Raw genomic sequence first — 21,873 nt, 5'->3', positions numbered from 1 at the left:
CAGGATGAAAAAGCAACGTGGCTTTACGTTGATTGAGTTAATGATTGTCGTTGCGGTGATTGGAGTACTTGCTGGTATTGCCATTCCGTCTTACCAGGAGCATGTAAAAAAGGCACGTAGGGCTGATGCTCAGGGCGCTCTGATGGGTTTGGCACAGGCGATGGAGAAACACTTTACTGTGAATGGTACTTATGTAGGTGCTGGGTCCGATAATAATAATACGACGGGAGCCCCTGCAATTTTTCCTACGGAAGCACCATTGGATGGCGGTACCAAATTCTACAATCTTCGTATAACTGCGGCAGATGCGGTGTCCTACACTTTGCAAGCTCAGCCGAAGAATGGACAGGCAGGCGATGGGTATTTGCAGCTACAATCCACAGGTGAGAAGGCCTGGGCTCGTGCGGGAGGTAGTACTTTTGCATCTGGAGACGCCTGTTGGAGTAAAACCTGCTATTAATCAATTGTAGTCACAGTTCAGGTTTTCTCCGCCGCCTGTTTCAGCAATGCCATCCCCATCCTTGTCTTTGCCAAAGTAAGGTCGGCCGATGGCGTTCAAAACAATTATCCAGCCGTATTTAGCGTCGCCGCCTGGCGGGCAATACTTGAAATTTCCACTCTGGGCGGGGGTGGTGCCGTCGGGGTTAAAAATCAGATAGCCCTGGTTATTGAAGCCGTTCCAGGTCAATCTTGCACCTGGCTCGGCGCCGGAATAAAGCCTTTCTACCCTTTCGTCTTGATCCCTCGTTCCGTCTGCATCCTTATCTTCAAACAGCAAAGCTCCCATCGCCCAGTCTGTACCGCAATTGTAGCTGTCACTACTTGGGCAGAGTGAATATTTCCTTCGTTTAGCATATGCGTGGCTGCGCATCAGTGTGAGAATTTCAAAGAGCTCCCGAGCTTTTATTTCACTGCGATAACGTTGGACAAGGTTACGCGTCGGTGCGGCGGCGATTGCTGTTAGAATGGCGAGAATAGATGCTGTAATAATAAACTCGAGCAGCGTGAATCCATTGGCGCGGCGCATAATCGATACTCCTCATCCTTGAGTGACGACCAGAATAACAGCCTGATTAGGAAAGCCAATGACAGCCGCTTGCAGTACTGGCGTGCCAGCAGTTTTGGCTAGTCTTCCATTTCCAGTTTTTTAAGCCGATAGCGTAGAGAGCGAAAGCTGATCCCAAGTTTCTCGGCAGCGGCAGTTTTATTTCCTGCTGTATCACAGAGTGCCTTTTCTATTGCTTGGCGTTCAATGGCTTGTAAGTGAGTATCGAGTGAGCCGGTTTGAGACGCACAAGCTGCTTCAGCGGGAAACAAGATATTGTGAACGAGCGTTTTGTTATATGAGGATGCCTCCGCATGACTGGCTTCAGAGGCATGTAGCAGATCTAATTGGAGGTCTGAGGTCCTTACGATAGTGTTGTCGAAAAGTGCGAAGGCCCGTTCGAGAATATTCTTCAGCTGGGGTAAGTTTCCCGGGAAAGGATAGGCTTGCAGCGCTGTTTGCGCTTCCTGCGTAATCCTCGGCGTAGGTGATCCTGAACGGGCGGCGATTTCTCGCATAGTGCTTCTTGCTAGTAGGGGAATGTCTTCAGGACGATTTCTAAGAGGCGGTACAGTGAGCTCTATCACGCTGATTCGGTAGTAGAGGTCGCTGCGAAAGTCCCCAGCGGCTACTTCGCGAGCGAGTAGTTTATCACTTGCGCTCAGTATCCGAATGTCGAGCGAAATTTCTTGGGTAGAACCTAGTGGGCGTAAGCATTTTTCTTGCAAGGTTTGCAATAGCTTCGCCTGGGTTTCTACTGGTAGTGCGGTGACGTTATCGAAAAATAAACTGCCACCATTCGCGGACTCAATTACCCCGATACAGGGCTCCCCAACTTCTTGGCTACCGAACAGGGCTTTTTCAAGCTTTGCTGGCGATGCGGCATGGCAATTGAACGTTACAAATGGCCGTTCGGATCGGGGGCTGAGGGAGTGAATGGCGCGCGCGGTTAGCTCTTTGCCAGATCCAGCTTCGCCATACACATGAATAGGCGCATCGCTTAGGGCTACTTTTTTGACTTGCGTGCGCAGGTCCTGAATAGCTGGGGATTCTCCCTGCAGGATAAGGGGTAGATCGGCGGGTGGCGCTTTACGTTCTGCCCTGAGTTTGAGTGCGAGCTGCGTCAACGTTCTGAGGCGCCCCAGGTTGACTGGTTTGCTGACGAAATCAAAAGCTCCCAATTTAAGTGCGGCGATAGCGGTATCCATATTGCCGTGGGCAGTAATGACGGCGACCGGTAGTGCGCGATCCGGACTTCTTTGCTGGATCTCTTCTACTAGCTGTAAACCGTCGCCATCCGGCAGCTTCATATCTGTAAGGCAGAAATCGTACTGCTTTTCCTGCAGTCGTCGGCTGGCCTCCGCAACCGACATGGCGACATCTGCACGCACATGCATGCGGCGCAGGGTCATGGTGAGGAGCTCGCAGATATCCGGTTCGTCGTCGACAACCAGCGCTAGGGGGTGGCGTTCTGGCATGGGCTTATTGTTGATACTTTGGAATTATTATGAACACGATTCTGTTTAGAAAATCTGTTCGGTATTGGCGAATTCTACCCGGAAGCAGCTGCGTTTGTCGTCGCTGCGGCAATAGTAAATATTCGCGCGGATAGCTTCACAGAGCTCCCGGGCAATATACAGTCCGAGGCCCGCGCCATTGGACTCAGTGGTGAAAAAGGGTTCAAAGATCTGGTCTTTGTGCTCCTCCGCAACGCCGCGTCCTCGATCAAGAACTTCCAGTTGTGCGCACCCCCGCTCGGACAAATACTGTACACGCAGTTCCACTTCACGTCGGCCGGTAGCAGACATAGAGTGATGAAGTCCATTGTTGCAAAGGTTAGTGAGTATCTGCGCGAGTTGATCCGGTGAAAAACGGGCCATGACCGGGCCATTTCCCAGGGTTAAGGTGATTTGCGCGTCCGCGGGTGCCCCCCGGTGAAAGTCGTCAATAAACTGGGATAGCCATTGGCACAAGTCGAGGCGTTGTGTGCTGGCTTCCTTGCGGCGGGAAAGCTGCATGACATTTTCGATGATCTGGTTCACCCGCTGGCTGTGGCGACAGATGATTTCTGTCAGTTGCCGGTCTTCGTCGGAAATCTGCTCAGACTCGGCGAGGAGCTGTGCCGCATGGCTGATTGCGCCCAGGGGATTGCGTACTTCGTGGGCAATGGAGCCGGTGAGGCGGCCGAGGGAGGCGAGTTTTAACTGTTGTGCCTGTTGTGTCAGTTTGCGGTTGTCTTCAATAAACACCAATGTGCTGGAGCCCGGGCCGGGAGGCACTTTGGCCAGACTCAGTTTGAGTTCGCTGTTGCCCGCGCCGCGCGCCAATCGATGTCTCTGACCCGGGTCGTCGCGTAAGGCGTCGATCTCGTAACGCAGTGTTTGCTCGATGAGTTCGCCCGCGTGCCGCTGATCGCCCAGCAATTGCTGGGCTGCGCGATTGACCAGCTCTATTTTGTCGTTTCTGTCGAGCACCAGAACCCCGGTGCCCATCTGCGCAACAATCTGCTGGGTCAGGCGTTGCAGGTGAGCGGCCTGCAGGCGTACCCGTTCGGCTTTGTGATTGGCGAGTCGAATGTGCCCGGAGAGGTATTGCAGGGCGCTCACCGATGTAAACAGCAGCACGCCGAGGCTGCCTGCGGAGACGACATCCTGGGTTTCGGCGGTACCGAGGATTAGCCCGGTTACCTGCTGTCCGATAATCGCAATACTGACCATGGCTGCAAGAAAGGCGCCCATCCGCCGGTCCAGCAACAGGGAGCCTACGGCGCAGGTGGTGAGCAGCAGGTAACCGACGCCGGAGCCGAGTCCGCCGCTGGCCTGGATCAGGAGCAAAAAGGTGATGACATCGCAACCGAGGATACTGCCGATACGCCGGGGCGAAGTGTGGAAGCCTGTACCGAACAGGTACACCAGCCACAGCACGTTGAGAACCGAGTAGGTGATGGCGGTGTTCAGGTAAAGTGCGGGGAGCAGGGTGCCGACGGTGCCGCGGCTGACACCACTGGTAAACAGTGTGAGCAGGATCAGGGCGATGGCGACCCGATACCACGCATAGATGCGTAGTAAATCTCTCTGGCGCAGGTGCAGGTTACCGCCGCCAAGGTCAAAGTTGCCCGGTGTTGATGAGAGTGGCTGCGTCGGGGTATCTAGCACCGGTTTGGTTGGGCTCGCGCTGGTCAAAACTTATTCTCGTTATACGATGTCTAGTGGTGCTGGAGTTGTGCACCCGACTGGCGCGGCTACAATAGCCGCCTCAGTTCAATGGGGTATGAAGATGTCTACTTTGCAGCTAGTGCTGGCGCAAATCAATCTGCTGGTGGGGGATATCCCCGGGAATACTGACCAGGTGGTCGAGGTCGCGCGGCGTGCTCACCGGGAGCACGGGGCCGATCTGGTGTTGTTTCCGGAGTTGACCCTGTGCGGCTACCCGCCAGAAGACCTGCTGTTGCGTCCGAGCATGCAAAAGCGTATCGATGGTGCGTTGGAAAAACTCAAGCAGGCGGATCTGCCCTGTGCTGTTCTGGTCGGCTATCCGCGCGTAGTCGCCGGTACCGTGCTGAATATGGCGGGGCTGATTCAGGATGGCGAGCTGGTGGCAGAGTACGCAAAACAAAAGCTCCCGAACTACCAGGTGTTTGATGAGTTGCGCTATTTCGTGCCCGGTGATCAACCCTGTGTGGTAGATATCAAGGGTATCCCCACCGCAATTACCATCTGTGAAGACATCTGGCATCCGGAGCCTGTGATGCAGGCAGAGCGTGCCGGTGCCCGTCTGATGCTCAATATCAATGCGTCGCCATTCCACCGCGGCAAAGCCCAGCAGCGCCAGGCGCTCTTGGGACGCCAGGCGCAGGCGGGCAATATGCCCATCGTGTACGTCAATTCTGTTGGCGGCCAGGATGAACTGGTATTTGACGGTGGTTCCTTTGCCGTTGACGCCAACGGTGAGCTGCGCGCGCGGGCCCCGGAGTTTGTCGAAAGCCTGCTGCCTGTGACCGTAGTTGCGGAAGAAGGTGATGTGCGCCTTGAACAGGGCAGCGATGCCAAGCCACTGGATGGGTTGGCATCAACCTATCAGGCGCTGGTACTCGGGGTACGCGATTATGTGAACAAAAATGGCTTCAAGGGCGTGGTGCTGGGGCTTTCCGGTGGTATCGACTCGGCCCTGACTCTGGCCATTGCCGTGGATGCGTTGGGACCAGATCGCGTTGAAGCGGTGATGATGCCGTTTCGCTATACCTCGGATCTGTCCAAAAACGACGCCGAGGACCAAGCCCGTCGTCTGGGGATTCACTATCGGGTCATCAGTATCGAGGGCATCTTTGACGCGGCAATGGCGGCTCTGGAGAGCGAATTTGCCGGCAGCGAGCGGGATACCACGGAAGAAAATCTGCAGGCGCGATCCCGTGGCATGCTACTGATGGCCATTTCCAACAAGAAAGGCTTTATGGTGCTGACCACCGGTAACAAAAGTGAGATGTCAGTGGGCTACGCCACTCTCTATGGCGACATGGTGGGCGGATACAACGCGCTCAAGGATGTGCCCAAGGTTCTGGTGTTTGAGTTGTCCCGTTACCGCAACACCATCTCGGAAGTGATCCCGGAATCCGTAATCACCCGCCCGCCCAGTGCTGAGCTGGCGCCGGATCAGGTGGACTCAGACAGCTTGCCGCCCTACGAAATTCTCGACCAGATTCTGAGCCTGTATATCGATCACGACCACAGCGCGGCATACATCATCGATCAGGGCTTTGATGAAGAGATTGTTATGCGGGTGGTGCGGCTGGTGGATCGCAATGAATACAAGCGCCGCCAGGCACCCGTGGGTGTGCGGATATCCGAGCGTGGTTTTGGCCGAGATCGCCGCTACCCAATTACCAATGGTTGGAAAGCCGGCGAGTAATCGCAACGTTAGCAGGCTCTACAGTCAGACACAAAAAAGCCCCGCGCTGCGGGGCTTTTTTGTGTCTGAAACCACCTTGCCGATATTTACAGCTCTGGAGGCAGAGGTGCACTTTCCGGGCGGTATTCGGCGTTGTACAGCTCGCGGCTGTCGAATCCACGGGGGTCCGATTTCTCGAACAGGCCCAGGGTGGCCCAGTGGATCAGGCTGCGGTCACTGGCGCCAGCATAGTATTTGTAGTTAAACGCGCCATCTTTTTCGAAGGCCGGGTGGTGCGGGTAGTTGGTACGCAACACGGCCAGGGAGTTGGCTTCCAGCTGCGGCATTTCCAGCAGGTGGTAGGCCTGGACCATGACCGCCAGGGCATCCGGTACTGCCGGGGTCTGCTGGAAGTTCTCAACCACAAAGCGACCGCGGTTGGCTGCCGCCAGGTAAGCGCCGCGCTTGAAGTAGTAATTGGCCACGTGGATCTCGTAGCGCGCCAGCAGGTTGCGCAGGTGGATCATGCGCTTCTGTGCATCCGGCGCGTAGCGGCTGTCCGGATAGCGCGCCATCAGCTGGGAAAAGTAGGCGAATGACTCGCGTGCTGATCCCGGGTCACGGCGGGTCATATCGGTGGGTAGAAAGCGCTCGAACAGACCGCTGCCCTCGGTGAAGGAGGCCAGCCCCTTCATGTAATAGGCGTAATCCACGTTGCGATGCTGAGGGTGCAGACGGATAAAACGATCCGCAGCAGATATCGCAGCATCGTTCTGATAGTCGCGATAATACGCGTAGATCAGCTCAAGTTGCGCCTGTTCGGCGTAGTTACCGAAGGGGAAGTTGTCTTCCAGGGCTCGCAGGTTCTTGATCGCCAGCTCCCATTGGCTGGATTTCAACTGGCGCTGGGCCGCTTCGTAAAATGCCTGTTCGGTCCGGTTGCCTGAAGGCAGGCCTTCTTGCTCTTCGTCCGTACTGGCACAGGCCGTCATCAGTACTGCCAGCAATGCCAGCCACAGAGTTTTCCAGGCCTGCATAGCGCCTCGCTCTATCATTATTTGTCTCAACCTTATTAAACTAGCCGCCCTTTTAAATTCACCGGGGGCTGAAGGGCAGCTATTTAACCATAGTGCCAGTCCAGCCCAAAGTATTAGACCGCGTCTGATGAGCAATCAAATACATATCGATATCCAAGTGCCCGCAGAGTGTGCTGGCCAGAGGTTTGACCAGATCGCAGCGGATTTGATCCCTGACTATTCCCGCGCCCGCCTGCAGGGGTGGATCAAGGGAGGCCAACTCACCGTTGACGGGCGCACCGGCAAGCCAAAAGACAAGCTGTTTGGCGGCGAGCAGCTCCAGTTGCGCGCCGAGCTGGAACCCCAGGGAGAGTGGCAGCCCCAGGACATGAACCTGGACATCGTTTACGAAGATGACCACCTGCTGGTGATCAACAAGCCCGCCGATCTGGTGGTACACCCCGCCGCGGGCAATCCGGACGGCACATTATTGAACGGCCTGCTGGCACATTGCCCCGGGCAGCAGAATATTCCCCGCGCGGGTATCGTCCACCGGCTGGATAAGGACACCACAGGCTTGATGGTGGTTGCCAAGACCCTGCCGGCGCAGGTGGACCTGGTCGATCAGCTCAAAGAGCGGACGGTCAATCGCCAGTACGATGCCATTGTTCAGGGCACCCTCAGTGGTGGCGGTACGGTAGAAGCGCCCATTGGTCGGCATCGTACCAATCGCCTGAAAATGGCCGTGCTGGATTTTGGTGGTAAGGAAGCAATCACTCACTACCGGCTACAGGAGCGCTTCCGTGCGCAGACTCTGGTTCGCTGTCAGCTCGAGACCGGGCGTACACACCAGATTCGAGTACACATGGCGCATATTCGCCATCCACTGGTGGGTGACCCGCTTTATGGTGGTCGCAGCAAGCTGCCGCCCGGCGCCTACCCGGAGTTGATTACAGCGCTGCAACAGTTTCCCCGTCAGGCCCTGCATGCCGCGGAGCTGGCGCTGTACCATCCTGTGACTGGCGAGCCGATGCACTGGTCGGCGCCAATGCCTGAGGATATGCTGCAACTCATTCAGCTGCTGCGGGACGACAATGATTGATCGAATCCGGGCATCTTCCCGATAACAGGACACGATATGGCTGCCGAACACTTTCTGATACCTGACTGGCCCGTACCGGCCAATGTGCGCGCATTCTTTACCCTGCGTAAAGATGGTCATAGCAAGGGCGCTTATGCCGCATTCAATCTTGCCGATCATGTGGGCGACGATCCGGAAGCCGTTGCCGCCAATCGGGCGCAGCTGGCGGATGAATTGAACTTGCCGAATACACCACAGTGGCTGGAGCAGATTCACAGTGACAAGGCCGTGGTCGCGCAAGCCGATGGCATAGTGCGTACCGCGGATGCCAGCTTTACCACTGAGACCGGTGTGGTGTGTGCGGTGCTGACTGCCGATTGCCTGCCTCTGCTGATCAGCAATCGTGCGGGTACCGAAGTTGCCGCGATTCACGCCGGCTGGCGCGGTCTTACCGGAGGGGTGATCCGGGAAACGATCAATGCGATGCAGAGCGCACCGAAGGATCTACTGGTGTGGCTTGGTCCGGCGATTGGTCCACAGACATTCGAGTGTGGGGTGGATGTGTTGGAGGCGGCGTTTGAGTCGACGATGAGTGAGGATCATGCGGAGGCGATTGCCAAATGCTTTGTACCTCATTCTAAAAAGCCATTGCACTTCCTCGCCGATATCTATGCACTGGGGCGCGCGGAGCTCAGCGAGCTGGGTGTTACGGAAATCTATGGCGGTGACCGTTGTACGGTCACCGAAGAATCAGAGTTCTTTTCCTTCCGGCGTGATGGCGACACTGGTCGTATGGCCTCTCTTATCTGGTTTGAATGATCCTGTGGCCTCCTGCCAGCAGGACCTGAAACCTTCCCAGGTGGTTTCTTCCCACCTTCCCGGATTCGATTAAATACCCCTTCTTTTCGAGGGGGTATTGAAAACCCTCCTTCCGCCCGCAAATTACGGAACAGCACTAGACTGTATTCGTCATTGCGTTACCGCGCGTCGCCTATATTCCCTTCCGGCGCGCCAATGATCAGGAGAGGGTAATAAATAATGCGTATAGATCGGATGACCAACCCGCTGCAAGCCGCCATTGCTGACGCGCAATCCATTGCTGTGGGTCGTGACCACAACCAGATTTACCCGGAACATTTACTGCAGGCTCTGCTGGATCAGTCCAATGGCAGCACGTCTGCGTTTCTCTCCCAGGCCGGATTCAATATCAACGGCCTGCGTAACGATCTCGCCAAGCGCCTCGATAACCTGCCCACCGTCAGTACGCCTACCGGTGACGTAGGCATGTCGCAAGAGCTGATGCGGCTGTTCAATCTCGCGGATAAAAAAGCGCAGAAAAATGGCGACAGCTTTATTGCCAGTGAAACCGTATTGCTGGCCGCATTTGATCCGGCAGCCGGTGAAGTTTCCAAGATTCTTAACGCACACGGTGACCTGAAACACCTGCAAGATGCGATCACCAAGATTCGTGGGGATGAAAAGGTCAACGACCCGCAGGCCGAAGAAGCCCGCCAGGCGCTGGACAAATACACTATGGATCTCACTGCGCGCGCAGAGTCGGGCAAGCTGGATCCAGTGATCGGCCGCGACGATGAAATTCGCCGGACTATCCAGGTACTGCAGCGTCGCACCAAGAATAACCCGGTACTGATCGGTGAGCCCGGCGTGGGCAAGACCGCCATTGTCGAGGGCTTGGCCCAGCGTATTGTGAACGGTGAGGTACCTGAGGGCCTGAAGGACAAGCGATTGCTGTCTCTGGATCTCGGCTCATTACTCGCGGGAGCCAAGTTCCGCGGTGAATTTGAAGAGCGACTGAAAGCGGTATTGAACGAGCTTTCCAAGCAGGAAGGCCGCGTTATTCTGTTTATTGATGAGTTGCACACCATGGTCGGTGCCGGCAAGGCCGAAGGTGCTATGGATGCGGGCAATATGTTGAAGCCCGCGCTGGCCCGCGGTGAATTGCACTGCGTGGGCGCCACCACGCTGGATGAATACCGCAAATATATCGAGAAAGATGCAGCGTTGGAACGCCGCTTCCAAAAGGTGCTGGTGGATGAGCCCAGCGAGGAAGATACGATTGCGATCCTGCGGGGCCTCAAAGAGCGCTACGAGGTGCACCACGGTGTGGATATCACCGACTCGGCGATTATCGCCGCCACCAAGCTTTCCCAGCGTTACATTACCGACCGCCAGTTACCGGACAAGGCCATCGACCTGATCGATGAAGCCGCCAGCCGGATCCGCATGGAAATCGATTCCAAGCCGGAAGAGATGGACAAGCTTGAACGTCGCCTGATCCAGCTCAAGATCGAGCGTGAAGCAGTAAAGAAAGACAAGGACGATGAAGCGGCGAAAAAGCGTCTGGACAAGCTGGAAGAGGATATCGACAAGATCGAAAAAGAATATGCCGATCTGGAAGAAATCTGGAAGGCGGAAAAGGCCAAGCTCGCCGGCAGTGCTGATGTCAAAAACAAGCTGGAGCAGGCCAAACTGGATATGGACGCGGCGCGTCGGGCCGGTGACCTGACCCGGATGTCGGAACTGCAGTACGGGGTGATTCCGCAGCTGGAAGAGCAGCTCAAACTGGCATCGGAAAGTCAGGACACCAGTGACAACCAGCTATTGCGCAACCGCGTCACCGACGAGGAGGTGGCGGAAGTGGTTTCCCGCTGGACCGGCATTCCTGTGTCCAAAATGCTCGAAGGCGAGCGGGAAAAATTGCTGAAAATGGAAGGCGCCCTGCACGACCGTGTGATCGGCCAGCACGAAGCGGTCGAGGCGGTGGCCAATGCGGTGCGGCGTTCCCGCGCCGGACTCGCGGATCCCAATCGTCCCAACGGTTCTTTCCTGTTTCTCGGCCCTACCGGTGTGGGCAAAACTGAATTGTGCAAAGCGCTGGCGCAGTTCCTGTTTGATACCGAAGACGCCATGGTGCGTATCGATATGTCGGAATTTATGGAGAAGCACTCCGTTGCCCGACTGATCGGCGCGCCCCCCGGCTATGTCGGCTACGAAGAGGGCGGCTACCTGACCGAAGCGGTGCGCCGCAAGCCCTATTCGGTCCTGTTGCTGGACGAGGTCGAGAAAGCGCACCCGGATGTATTCAATATTCTGCTGCAGGTGCTCGAGGACGGTCGCCTGACCGATGGGCAGGGACGCACAGTGGACTTCCGCAACACGGTGGTGGTGATGACCTCCAACCTGGGTTCGGACCTGATCCAGAAGTACGCCAGTGCCCGCGATGACGACGAGGTGGATAGCGAAATTCACTATCGGCAGATGAAAGCGGCTGTTATGGATGTAGTAGGGCAGCACTTCCGACCGGAGTTTATAAACCGCATTGATGAAGTGGTGGTATTCCACCCGCTGAATCGTGCCGAAGTGCGCTCTATCGCGGAAATCCAGCTGCAGAACCTGCGCAAACGCCTGGCGGACCGGGACCTGAAGCTGGAGGTGGCAGAGCCACTGCTGAACAAACTGGCCGATGTTGGTTTCGACCCGGTCTATGGCGCGCGCCCGCTTAAGCGCGCGATACAGATGTGGCTGGAAAATCCGCTGGCACAGGATGTGCTTTCTGGAAAGTTCGTCCCCGGAGATACCATTCACGCGGCGTTGGAAGGCGATAAAGCCGTTTTCCACAAATAGCTGGATTAGCGAATCTTGCACACGGACGTGCGGAGATCAATGGAACTGATGTATGACACTGGCAAGGCAGATATTTAACCGGCGCATGCTGTGGATGCTGCTGGGCTGCCTGCTGGTATTCGGCGGTATTTTCGGTTTCAAGATGTTCGGCAAGTACATGATGAACAAAGTGTTCGACAACATGTCCCTGCCGCCCGCCACGATTACCTCAGCGCCTGCTGAGCGTCAGCGCTGGCAGGTCATTCTCAGTGCTGTGGGCAGTCTGCGCGCAGTGAATGGTGTGGATGTCACCACCCAGGCCCAGGGTGAGGTCAAGGCGATCTATTTTGAATCCGGTCAGCAGGTCAAAAAAGGGGACCTGCTGATGGAGCTCACCGCCGCGCCGCAAACGGCCCAGGTTCAGGTACTGGAAGCCGAGCGGCGACTCGCCGAGCGGGACTTCAAACGCATTTCCGCCCTGTATAAAAAAGGCGTGGCAACCCTGCAGGAACTGGATCGCGCCCAGGCCACTCTAGATCAGGTCATCGCGAACCTTGCGGTGCAGCATGCCACCATCAGTGAGCGCAGTATTCACGCACCGTTTTCCGGGCAGTTGGGAATTCGCCAGGTAGATCTCGGCCAGAATGTCGCGCCGGGGGATGCGGTGGTTTCCCTGCAGCAGCTGCACCCGATTTACGTAGACTTTTCGTTGTCGGAGCAGGACTTTTCCCGCGTGCGGGAAGGTATGTCGATCATGACCTCTCCACCTGCCATTCCCGGGCAGCAATTTGATGGTCGCATCACCGCGATTAATCCTGCCATCGATCCTCGCAATCGCACCTTTCTGTTACAGGCGACCCTTGAGAATGCCGAGCTACGGTTGCGCCCGGGGATGTTTGCCGACGTGGTGGTAAAGGTGGAGAAGTCCCGCGATGTATTGGTAGTACCGCGAACGGCAATCAGCTTTGCGCCCTACGGCAATGCAGTGTTTGTGATCCAAAAACCGGCCGCCGGCTCCGACCCGGCGAAAGCGCCTGAATTGATCGCCATGAAACGGTTTGTAAAAACCGGTGAAGAGCGTGGGGATCTGATCGAAATTGTCGAGGGGCTCAAGGGCGGTGAGCTGGTGGCGACCAGCGGATTGTTGAAACTGCGCAATGAAGGCGCCGTTATCGTCAACAATGAAAACCCGCCACCCCAGCAAAAGAATCCGCAACCGGATAACAGTTAGCCGCTCGAATCGGAATCCAGGCCTGGTGGGCAATGCTGACAGGGATGTCTGCGTGAACTTTACCGAAATCTTTATTCGCAAGCCGGTGCTGGCCAGCGTGGTCAGCCTGTTCATATTTCTGCTCGGGCTGCGTTCCGCGGTCGAGCTGAACGTGCGTCAGTACCCCGAACTTGAAAATGCAGTAATCACCGTCAGTACTGTATACGTCGGTGCTGACGCGGATCTGGTACAGGGTTTTATTACCACGCCGCTGGAGCAGGAAATTGCCAGCGCGGATGGCCTGGATTATCTGGTATCAACCACAGTGCAGGGAATTTCGGTAATTCAGGCGTATGTGCGTCTGGACTACGATCCCAATGAAGTGCTCACACAGGTCGTGGCCAAAGTGAACAAGCTGCGCAGCGATCTGCCTGTGGAATCCGAGGATCCAACCGTCGATCTGGCGATAGGTGAAACTATCGCAGCTATGTACCTGTCCTTTTCCTCCGACCTGCTCGATAACAACCAGATCACCGATTACATCACCCGGGTCGTGCAACCCAAGCTATCTACCGTGGCGGGGGTTCAGCGGGCAGAGTTACTCGGCAATCGTACTTTTGCCATGCGCATCTGGCTCAAGCCTGCGGAAATGGCTGCGCTGGGAGTTACGCCGGGGGATGTCAGCAGCGCCCTGCGCCAGAACAATGTATTGGCTGCGGTGGGAAGTACCAAGGGCACGCGGGTGGCGATGGATATCCGTGCAGATACGGATATTGCCTCTGAGCAGCAGTTCCGGGAGCTGGTGGTCCGTGCCGATGGTGATCAGCTTGTACGCCTGCAGGATGTCGCCGAGGTTGAACTGGGATCCGAATCTTACGATACCTCGGTGACCTTCAATGGACGCTCGGCAACCTTCGTCGCGGTCGAAGTCGCGCCGGATGCCAATGCGCTGGATGTGATTGCCGACGTGCGGGACCTGTTGAGCAATGAAATTTTCCCACAGCTGCCGGAGGGCATGCTGGGAGAAATACCCTATGACAGCACCGAGTATATCCAGGACTCCATTGACGAAGTGGTGAAAACCATCGCGGAAGCGGTCGTGATCGTGATCGTGGTGATCTACCTGTTTCTCGGTTCCCTGCGCAGTGTGATCATTCCGGCAATAGCAGTTCCGCTCTCTCTGGTGGGAGCCTTGTTCCTGATGTTGTTGATGGGCTTCACCATCAATTTGTTGACCCTGTTGGCGATGGTGCTGGCCATCGGCATCGTGGTGGATGACGCGATCATCGTGCTGGAAAACGTACACCGGCATATTGAAGAGGGGATGTCGCCACTGGATGCCGCGATCAAGGGGGCGCGCGAGCTGGCGTGGCCGGTGGTCGCGATGACCACCACGTTGATAGCGGTATATCTGCCCATCGGTTTTCTCGGTGGTCTGACAGGCACATTGTTTATCGAGTTCGCCTTTTCACTGGCTGGCGCGGTATTACTATCGGGCGTAGTCGCACTGACCCTGTCACCGATGATGGCTGCCAAAGTTTTGCGGGCCCGTGATGGCGAGCGCGGCAATCGATTTGAAGTCTGGCTGCAGCGACGCCTCGACGGGATGCAGTCTGGCTATCGACGCTGGTTGCACGGTGCCCTGGATGAGCGTCTGGTGATCCTGGTGTTCGGTTTGATTGTATTGGCAAGCTGCTACTTCCTTTTTGTATCTTCGCCTTCCGAACTTGAGCCGAAAGAGGACCGCGGCTTCGTGTTGGGTATTGCCAGTGCGGACTCCTTTGCCACGATCGATTACGTGGAGCAGTACACCAATCAGATCAACGCTATCAAGGATCGCCATCCTGAAGTGGAGAACCTCTTCCTGCTGAATGGTGTGGGCGGTGCTGGCAATAGCACCAACAGCGCAATCGCGGGCTTCGTACTTTCTTCCTGGACGCATAGGGACAAAAGTACCCAGGAGATGCAGCAGCTGATTGCCGGCGAGGTTGCGCAAATTGCCGGATTAAAAGTGGCAACCGTGGTACCACCCAGTCTGCCTACCGTCGGTGGACGTTTGCCGGTGGAGTTTGTGATCGGCTCTACTGAGCCTCTGGTCAACCTTGCGGGTTTTTCTGCGGAGATCATGGGGCGCGCGCTTGCCAGCAAGAAATTTATTTTTCTCGATTCTGACCTGAAACTCGATAAGCCCCGTTTGTCGGTGGTGATTGATCGTGACAAGGCCGCGTCCATCGGTGTGAATATGGCCGATCTCGCCCGCGAGCTAGGGGCCATGTTGTCGGGTGCCTACACCAACCGCTTTTCCCTGGAAAACCGTAGTTACAAAGTCATTCCACAGGTGGAGCGGGTTGAGCGCTTGACCGGCGATCAGCTTGAGCAGTACTACATTCGTGCCGGCGATGGCAACCTGGTGCCGCTCTCCACCCTGGTACGGATTCGGGAATCCGTGGAGCCGCAGCAATTGAAACGCTTCCAGCAATTGAATGCCGTCACTATATCCGGGGTTCCGCGCCCGGGAATCACCCTCGGGGAAGCGCTCAGCGTACTCGAGTCTGCGGCCGGCGAAGTACTGCCACGTGAATACTCAACGGATTACTCGGGCCAGTCGCGGCAATTTAAAAACGAAGGCTCGGAGCTGGTCCTGACTTTCTTTTTTGCCTTGATCATTATTTACCTGGTACTGGCCGCGCAGTTCGAATCCTGGCGTGATCCACTGATTATGCTGATTACGGTACCGATGAGTGTTTGTGGGGCGATGATCTTCGTCAGTCTTGGCCTCACCACTTTGAATATTTACACCCAGGTAGGGTTGGTTACATTGATTGGTGTGATTTCCAAGCACGGTATCCTGATCGTGGAGTTTGCCAATCAGTTGCAACTGCAGGGGAGGAGTAAGCGCGAGGCGATCGAGGAAGCCGCTTCTATCCGGTTGCGCCCAATTCTAATGACCACCGCCTCCCTGGTCCTGGCGATGGTTCCCCTGTTGGTTGCGGCTGGCCCTGGGGGGGGAGCGCGCTTTGCCATGGGGTTGGTCGTCGCCACCGGTATGACGATCGGCACATTGTTTACTTTGTTCGTGGTTCCGGCGATGTATCTGTATCTCGGGCGGGACTACGCGGCAGCTACGGATCAGGCTACTACCCGGAAGCCTGTGGAGAAGGGAGGTGGAGTGTAGCGGGCGGATGTAGAGAATGATTTAGAGGGGAGTGGTGGAGCGCGAAGATCGTACGGACCTTCGCGCTTTCCGGTATCAGCAGTTGTCTTGTATAACCTGCTTGGCTTGCTGAATACGTTGTTGGCGCTCTTCTTCCGGCAGCATCCGGTAGTTTCCGTTGGCATCGACTTCCCGTATGCGGGGGTGGCTGTGCAGTTCCTGTAAGCGCTGCTGGGCACTGGCGCAGCGCTGAGCCTGGGCTGCCAACTCAGCCCGGTTTTGCTCCGACTGTTGCTGCTCTTCACTTTTTGCTGCAGGCGCCGGGGCTTTCTCTACCTGGCTGTCAGTCGAGACTTGTTTCTGTTCGACCAGTGCATCCTGTGCCTGTTGCCACTGTTTGTAGCGCGCAGACTTGGGTTCCTTGATAACTTCGACCTGCTTTGCCTTGGGCGGTTGTGAGCCAAAGTGCACCACGCCATTTTCATCCACCCACCGGTAAATGCCATCTGCATGGGTGGATGCCGCTAGGCCAAGCCCCAGAATCAGGGTTGCGAACAGGATGCGCATGGGAACTACCTTGTGTTGTCGTGATTCTTCTATTTGTTGGCGGACGCTGCCGTACTGGCATTGTAACGGTGGAAGGTAGGGATCTAGCAACCCAGTTAACAATTTGTACGGGCATACCGGATAAATCTTTTGTTTATGCCGGGAATAGAAGTATGTGACTGCCCAGACTATTGACACTCCGGGTACAAGCTGCACAATTTGCCCTTCACTCGGCTAAGTAGATATCCCCGCAACACCCTGCGGGTCGCTGTCTCTCTCCGGTGGGCCATCCGCCCGCCCACTCCTGTCGAGGAGGCCCTCCCCATCTGGAGGCCTTGGATCCCTGGAATCGGCCCGGTTGTCGGCCGGGATCCGCGCAGTTTGCTGTCACCGTGAAGTTATCCTAAAAAACGGACGAAATCTGCGTTAAAGGCTGATATTTATCTCGCTTTTCCTTTAGAATCGCCGTCTGGCTTTCGCGTCGCGTGGCTGATTTGTGGTTATAGGATGATGCGGATCCTAAAAATGGAAGATATTGAGGGGGCTCAAGTGGAATTACTCTCCGGCGGCGATATGTTGGTTCGCGCGCTGCAGGATGAAGGGGTAGACCTGATATTCGGTTATCCCGGCGGTTCGGCGCTTCATATTTACGATGCCATCTTTCGACAGAAGGGTATCAAGCATGTTCTGGTGCGTCACGAGCAGGGTGCAACCCACGCTGCAGACGGTTACGCGCGTGCTACGGGCAAGACAGGTGTAGTACTGGTGACTTCCGGTCCCGGTGCGACCAACGCGATTACCGGCATTGCCACCGCTTACATGGACTCGATTCCTATGGTGGTGATTTCCGGGCAGGTACCCACCGATAAAATCGGCGAAGACGCGTTCCAGGAAACGGACATGGTGGGCTGTTCCCGGCCAATCGTGAAACACAGTTTTCTGGTCAAGAACGCCGAGGAAATTCCTGAAGTCGTCAAGAAAGCGTTTTACATTGCTTCTACCGGCCGCCCCGGCCCGGTCGTTATTGATGTCCCCAAGGATGTAACCAACCCGGTTGACCGCTTCCCGTACAAGTTCCCGGAAAAGTTGCGCATGCGTTCCTACACGCCTGCTGGCAAGGGGCATACCGGGCAGATCCGTAAAGCCGTGGCTTTATTGCTGTCGGCCAAGCGCCCGGTGATCTACGCCGGTGGTGGTGTTGTCCAGGGTGATGGCTCCGCACTTCTGACCGAGTTGGCTCAGCGCCTGAACTATCCAGTGACCAACACCCTGATGGGGCTCGGCGCTTACCCGGGGACAGACAAGCGCTTCCTCGGCATGCTCGGTATGCACGGAACCTTTGAGGCCAATACGGCGATGCACCATGCGGATGTGATTCTCGCGGTGGGCGCTCGCTTTGATGACCGAGTTACCAATACCCCGGACAAATTCTGTCCGAGCGCCAAGGTTATCCACATCGATGTGGACCCGGCTTCCATCTCCAAAACCATTACCGCGGATGTGCCAATTGTGGGCACCGTCCAGTCTGTCCTGAGTGACATGCTGGAAATGCTGAAATCTGCAGATGAGATGCCGGATCAGTCCGCGATTGTGGACTGGTGGCGACAGATCGACGATTGGCGTGAGCGCCACGGTCTCTACACCGCACCGCGTTTCCGTACCGACGGCGACATGATTATGCCGCAGGAAGTTATCCGGGCCGTGCATGAGATCACCAAGGGGGATGCTTATGTGACCTCCGATGTGGGGCAGCACCAGATGTTTACTGCTCAGTACTACCTGTTCGACAAGCCTCGCCGTTGGATCAATTCCGGTGGCCTCGGCACCATGGGGTTTGGCCTGCCGGCCGCTCTGGGGGTGAAAATGGCGCACCCGGAGGCCGAGGTGGTCTGTGTGACTGGCGAGGGCAGTATCCAGATGTGTATTCAGGAGTTGTCCACGGCGACCCAGTATCACTTGCCGGTAAAAATTCTGTGCCTCAATAACCAGGCGCTCGGCATGGTGAAGCAGTGGCAGGAAATGCAGTACGAAGGACGTTTGTCCAACAGCGTGTATGAAGAGTCGCTTCCGGACTTCATCAAGCTGGCTGAGGCATACGGGCACCTGGGTATGAAGATTGAGCATCGCGACGAGCTTCACGGCAAGCTCGAAGAAGCGTTTGCGATCAAGGATCGCACCGTATTTATCGATGTTTATGTCGACCCGTCCGAGCACGTGTATCCCATGCAGGTCATGCCGAATGGCTCCATGCGGGATATGTGGCTGAGCAAGACGGAACGGACGTAAAGGGAGGTAAATACAATGCGCAGAATCATTTCAGTTCTGATGGAGAACGAGCCCGGTGCGTTGTCGCGAGTGGTTGGCCTGTTTTCCCAGCGGGGCTACAACATTGAGAGCCTTACGGTAGCGCCGACCGAGGATGCGACCCTGTCGCGCCTGACACTGACGACCATCGGGGATGACCACAAGATTGAACAGATCACCAAGAATCTGAACAAGCTGATCGATGTGGTCAAACTGGTGGACCTTACCGAAGGTTCACATATCGAGCGCGAGCTCCTGTTGGTGAAGGTGCGCGCAACTGGTGCCCAGCGGGATGAGGTCAAACGCAGTGTTGACATCTTCCGCGGCCAGATTGTCGACGTCACCAGCAATATGTACACCGTACAGGTGTCAGGTACCAGTGAAAAACTGGACGCTTTCTTACAGGCACTGGGCGAGCACACCATTATGGAGGTGGTCCGTTCAGGGGTATCCGGTATCGCCCGGGGTGAAAAAGTACTCAGTGTCTGATAGGCAATGAATCAATCGCCGCTCTCACGGTGGCAAATACTTAATTGAGCACACATACGTAGGAAGTAAGTTATGCACGTTTATTACGATAAAGACTGTGACCTTTCCCTGATCAAATCCAAGACCGTTGCCATCATCGGTTACGGCTCCCAGGGACATGCCCATGCCAACAACCTGAAAGATTCCGGCGTGAGCAATGTTGTTGTCGGCCTGCGCAAGGGTTCCGCTTCCTGGGCCAAAGCCGAAAAAGCCGGCCTGCGCGTTGCTGAAGTAACCGACGCAGTGAAAGACGCTGATGTCGTTATGATTCTGACCCCGGACGAGTACCAGGCTGCGGTATACCGCGACCAGGTAGCGCCGAACCTGAAAGCGGGCGCCGCACTGGCGTTCGCCCACGGCTTTAATGTGCACTTTGAGCTGATCGAGCCCCCTGAAAATGTTGACGTGATTATGATCGCGCCCAAGGGACCAGGCCACACTGTGCGTTCCACCTATCTGGAAGGCGGCGGTGTGCCTACCCTGATCGCGGTGTACCAAAATGCTTCCGGTAACGCGAAAGAGCTGGCGCTGTCTTATGCTTCCGCAAACGGTGGTGGCCGCTCCGGTATCATTGAAACCAACTTCCGTGAAGAGACCGAGACGGATCTGTTCGGTGAGCAGGCAGTTCTGTGTGGTGGTGTGTCCGCACTGGTTCAGGCGGGCTTCGAAACCCTGGTGGAAGCAGGCTATGCGCCGGAAATGGCGTACTTTGAATGCTTGCACGAGCTGAAGCTGATCGTGGACCTGATGTATCAGGGCGGTATCGCCGATATGCGCTACTCTATCTCCAATACTGCTGAGTATGGCGATTATGTAACCGGTCCGCGTGTAGTCACTGAAGAAACCAAAGCGGAAATGAAGCGTGTTCTGAAGGATATTCAGACTGGTAAGTTCGCCAAGGACTTCATGCTGGAATCCCTTGCTGGTCAGCCTCGCCTGAAAGCAGAGCGTCGTATCGGCAGCGAACACCAGATTGAAGAGGTTGGTGCCAAGCTGCGTGCGATGATGCCCTGGATCAAGGCAAACAAAATCATCGACAAGACCGAAGGCAACAGCTGATTCGGATCTAGGATAAAAGCGGCGGGGTTTTGCGAAAGCAGAACCCCGCCGCTTTTTTTTTGCCTTGCGCCCACTGTACACTCGCTGGCATAACAACCTGATACGGAGCTTATATGAGCGACAAAAAGGACGCGCCGGCAGCTGAAAGCCCGCGTACTGATGAAGAGATTCGCCTGCCGGTGGATGAGCATATCGAAGAGGAAGTCTCGGCCAGCGGTAAAAAAGTTAGGGCGAAAGGCGTGTACCTGCTGCCCAACCTGATTACAACCGGTGCACTGTTCAGTGGCTTCTACGCCATCATTGCGGGGATGAATGGCAACTTCGAGGCGGCGGCGATTGCTATTTTTGCCGCAATGATTCTCGATGGCCTGGATGGGCGAGTGGCCCGTTTGACGGATACCCAGAGTGCGTTTGGGGTTCAGTACGACTCCCTGTCAGATATGGTCTCGTTCGGCCTGGCTCCTGCGCTGGTTGTGTTCAATTGGGGATTGGGTCCATTGGGCAAGCTCGGCTGGGCGGCAGCGTTCCTGTATGCCGCATGCGCCGCCCTGCGCCTGGCCCGCTTTAATACCCAGGTAGATACTGTCGACAAGGGCGTGTTCATCGGACTGGCAAGTCCGACCGCCGCCGCGATCGTCGCGAGTATGGTGTGGGCTGGGCATGAAATCGAAGTTGGCGCGGGGCTGGGTATCGTCGCAGCGCTGGTTACTGTTGCTGCGGGTTTGTTGATGGTGTCCAACTTCCACTACAGCAGTTTCAAGAAGCTGGATTTCAAAGGCCGTGTTCCCTTTGTCATGATGCTGGCGATCATTCTGGTCTTTAGCCTGGTGACTATCGATCCCCCCAGGGTGCTTTTGGTTCTCGCAGTGATATATACCTTTTCCGGTCCGCTTTATTGGGTTTGGCGGCGCGTTCGGGAGCGCAAAACTGCGATCGGGGCTGGTTCGGTCGCGCCAAGCGAGACTGTTGACAGCGCGGTAAACACTGAGAATACCGAGCGCGATAAAGACTGACTTCTTAACACCGGTCAGTGGTCCTCGCTGACCGGTTGTTCCTCATATTTCCCCTTCCATTGTTTGGCACTTTACGCTGCTGATACTACCCTTAAGGGATCCGCTGATGATTCTTCAGGTATCCAGACTTGAACCTGAAGTAATCTGAAATTGCGGCAGTAAAGACTTTTGTGACTTTCTTGAAAAAGTGCTTGCCGTGGGCCAGGCAGGGACGTATAGTTCGCGCCCTCATCGCTGCTGAGACAGTGGTGGGAGGTGAGTAAGCTATTGATTTTCAAAGACTTTTGTTCTGTGAAAATTTTAAAAAAGCAGCTTGCCAAGGTCGGAAAGCTCGCTATAATGCGCGCCACTTCGACGGGGTCGCCAGGCGGCAACGTGAAGTCGACCGGGGCTCCGGCAGCCCATCAGG

16 protein-coding genes are annotated in these 21,873 nt (G+C 56.0%); 11 read left to right on the top strand and 5 right to left on the bottom strand.

What is annotated here, in order from left to right; translation table 11 throughout:
* Window positions 1-4 precede the first annotated feature (4 nt).
* A complete protein-coding gene (locus tag LC093_RS14665; RefSeq protein WP_319004934.1) occupies window positions 5-460 on the top strand; it encodes a type IV pilin protein in 456 nt (151 codons plus the stop codon).
* Here the strand turns inward: LC093_RS14665 and LC093_RS14660 are convergent, their stop codons facing one another.
* The 3 genes from LC093_RS14660 to LC093_RS14650 all read right to left on the bottom strand — a co-directional run bounded on the left by LC093_RS14660 (window position 461) and on the right by LC093_RS14650 (window position 4,227).
* Window positions 461-1,027 (bottom strand): GspH/FimT family protein, encoded by a 567-nt coding sequence (locus LC093_RS14660; RefSeq protein WP_226666295.1) that lies wholly within the window; start codon window positions 1,025-1,027, stop codon window positions 461-463.
* Window positions 1,028-1,125: 98 nt separating this feature from the next.
* On the bottom strand, window positions 1,126-2,523 hold the full coding sequence (locus tag LC093_RS14655; protein WP_226666292.1) for a sigma-54-dependent transcriptional regulator: 1,398 nt from the start codon (window positions 2,521-2,523) through the stop codon (window positions 1,126-1,128).
* 45 nt (window positions 2,524-2,568) lie between these two features.
* A complete protein-coding gene (locus LC093_RS14650; RefSeq protein ID WP_226666291.1) occupies window positions 2,569-4,227 on the bottom strand; it encodes a sensor histidine kinase in 1,659 nt (552 codons plus the stop codon).
* Window positions 4,228-4,321: 94 nt separating this feature from the next.
* Between LC093_RS14650 and LC093_RS14645 the strand changes: the two genes are divergently transcribed.
* The gene (locus LC093_RS14645) at window positions 4,322-5,950 is read left to right on the top strand and encodes an NAD+ synthase (RefSeq protein ID WP_226666289.1); all 1,629 of its coding nucleotides are present in this window, start codon (window positions 4,322-4,324) and stop codon (window positions 5,948-5,950) included.
* An 86-nt stretch (window positions 5,951-6,036) separates the two neighbouring features.
* Here the strand turns inward: LC093_RS14645 and LC093_RS14640 are convergent, their stop codons facing one another.
* Window positions 6,037-6,966, bottom strand: coding sequence for an outer membrane protein assembly factor BamD (locus LC093_RS14640; RefSeq protein ID WP_226666287.1), 930 nt, complete (start codon window positions 6,964-6,966; stop codon window positions 6,037-6,039).
* A 127-nt stretch (window positions 6,967-7,093) separates the two neighbouring features.
* Between LC093_RS14640 and rluD the strand changes: the two genes are divergently transcribed.
* The 5 genes from rluD (at window position 7,094) to LC093_RS14615 (ending at window position 16,035) form a co-directional block, all read left to right on the top strand.
* Window positions 7,094-8,047, top strand: a complete 954-nt coding sequence (gene rluD, locus LC093_RS14635; RefSeq protein ID WP_226666284.1) for a 23S rRNA pseudouridine(1911/1915/1917) synthase RluD — start codon at window positions 7,094-7,096, stop codon at window positions 8,045-8,047.
* Window positions 8,048-8,083: 36 nt separating this feature from the next.
* Entirely contained in the window at window positions 8,084-8,845 is a 762-nt protein-coding gene (pgeF, locus tag LC093_RS14630) for a peptidoglycan editing factor PgeF (protein WP_226666282.1), read from the top strand.
* 219 nt (window positions 8,846-9,064) lie between these two features.
* Window positions 9,065-11,671 carry an ATP-dependent chaperone ClpB gene (gene clpB, locus LC093_RS14625; RefSeq protein ID WP_226666280.1) on the top strand — a complete coding sequence of 869 codons (2,607 nt, stop codon included), beginning with the start codon at window positions 9,065-9,067 and terminating at the stop codon, window positions 11,669-11,671.
* Window positions 11,672-11,723: 52 nt separating this feature from the next.
* Window positions 11,724-12,881: an efflux RND transporter periplasmic adaptor subunit gene (locus tag LC093_RS14620; protein WP_226666278.1), complete on the top strand. Its 1,158-nt coding sequence runs from the start codon at window positions 11,724-11,726 to the stop codon at window positions 12,879-12,881.
* Window positions 12,882-12,933: 52 nt separating this feature from the next.
* Window positions 12,934-16,035 (top strand): efflux RND transporter permease subunit, encoded by a 3,102-nt coding sequence (locus LC093_RS14615; protein ID WP_226666277.1) that lies wholly within the window; start codon window positions 12,934-12,936, stop codon window positions 16,033-16,035.
* Window positions 16,036-16,110: 75 nt separating this feature from the next.
* Here the strand turns inward: LC093_RS14615 and LC093_RS14610 are convergent, their stop codons facing one another.
* On the bottom strand, window positions 16,111-16,581 hold the full coding sequence (locus LC093_RS14610; RefSeq protein ID WP_226666275.1) for a DUF4124 domain-containing protein: 471 nt from the start codon (window positions 16,579-16,581) through the stop codon (window positions 16,111-16,113).
* Window positions 16,582-17,109: 528 nt separating this feature from the next.
* On the opposite strand from LC093_RS14610, the gene LC093_RS14605 reads away from it, so the two are divergent.
* From LC093_RS14605 to pssA, 4 genes are all read left to right on the top strand, one after another.
* Window positions 17,110-18,846, top strand: a complete 1,737-nt coding sequence (locus tag LC093_RS14605) for an acetolactate synthase 3 large subunit (protein ID WP_226666828.1) — start codon at window positions 17,110-17,112, stop codon at window positions 18,844-18,846.
* 15 nt (window positions 18,847-18,861) lie between these two features.
* Window positions 18,862-19,353, top strand: a complete 492-nt coding sequence (ilvN, locus tag LC093_RS14600) for an acetolactate synthase small subunit (RefSeq protein WP_226666273.1) — start codon at window positions 18,862-18,864, stop codon at window positions 19,351-19,353.
* Window positions 19,354-19,425: 72 nt separating this feature from the next.
* Complete coding sequence (gene ilvC, locus LC093_RS14595; protein ID WP_226666259.1) at window positions 19,426-20,451, top strand: ketol-acid reductoisomerase; 1,026 nt, start codon at window positions 19,426-19,428, stop codon at window positions 20,449-20,451.
* A 113-nt stretch (window positions 20,452-20,564) separates the two neighbouring features.
* Window positions 20,565-21,464, top strand: a complete 900-nt coding sequence (pssA, locus tag LC093_RS14590) for a CDP-diacylglycerol--serine O-phosphatidyltransferase (RefSeq protein ID WP_226666256.1) — start codon at window positions 20,565-20,567, stop codon at window positions 21,462-21,464.
* The last annotated feature ends 409 nt before the right edge of the window (window positions 21,465-21,873 follow it).

The sequence above is a fragment of the Microbulbifer aggregans genome, assembly GCF_020524005.1.
Taxonomy (GTDB): domain Bacteria; phylum Pseudomonadota; class Gammaproteobacteria; order Pseudomonadales; family Cellvibrionaceae; genus Microbulbifer; species Microbulbifer aggregans_A.
The sequence above is the reverse complement of the archived record's forward strand: the minus strand, read 5'-3'. Positions and strand labels throughout refer to the sequence as shown.

What these genes read in the sequence shown, in the direction of transcription:
- LC093_RS14665 (WP_319004934.1), top strand. Translation starts at nt 5, where the DNA reads ATGAAAAAGCAACGTGGCTTTACGTTGATTGAGTTAATGATTGTCGTT.
- LC093_RS14660 (WP_226666295.1), bottom strand. Translation starts at nt 1,027, where the DNA reads ATGCGCCGCGCCAATGGATTCACGCTGCTCGAGTTTATTATTACAGCA.
- LC093_RS14655 (WP_226666292.1), bottom strand. Translation starts at nt 2,523, where the DNA reads ATGCCAGAACGCCACCCCCTAGCGCTGGTTGTCGACGACGAACCGGAT.
- LC093_RS14645 (WP_226666289.1), top strand. Translation starts at nt 4,322, where the DNA reads ATGTCTACTTTGCAGCTAGTGCTGGCGCAAATCAATCTGCTGGTGGGG.
- LC093_RS14640 (WP_226666287.1), bottom strand. Translation starts at nt 6,966, where the DNA reads ATGCAGGCCTGGAAAACTCTGTGGCTGGCATTGCTGGCAGTACTGATG.
- rluD (WP_226666284.1), top strand. Translation starts at nt 7,094, where the DNA reads ATGAGCAATCAAATACATATCGATATCCAAGTGCCCGCAGAGTGTGCT.
- pgeF (WP_226666282.1), top strand. Translation starts at nt 8,084, where the DNA reads ATGGCTGCCGAACACTTTCTGATACCTGACTGGCCCGTACCGGCCAAT.
- clpB (WP_226666280.1), top strand. Translation starts at nt 9,065, where the DNA reads ATGCGTATAGATCGGATGACCAACCCGCTGCAAGCCGCCATTGCTGAC.
- LC093_RS14620 (WP_226666278.1), top strand. Translation starts at nt 11,724, where the DNA reads ATGACACTGGCAAGGCAGATATTTAACCGGCGCATGCTGTGGATGCTG.
- LC093_RS14610 (WP_226666275.1), bottom strand. Translation starts at nt 16,581, where the DNA reads ATGCGCATCCTGTTCGCAACCCTGATTCTGGGGCTTGGCCTAGCGGCA.
- ilvN (WP_226666273.1), top strand. Translation starts at nt 18,862, where the DNA reads ATGCGCAGAATCATTTCAGTTCTGATGGAGAACGAGCCCGGTGCGTTG.
- ilvC (WP_226666259.1), top strand. Translation starts at nt 19,426, where the DNA reads ATGCACGTTTATTACGATAAAGACTGTGACCTTTCCCTGATCAAATCC.
- pssA (WP_226666256.1), top strand. Translation starts at nt 20,565, where the DNA reads ATGAGCGACAAAAAGGACGCGCCGGCAGCTGAAAGCCCGCGTACTGAT.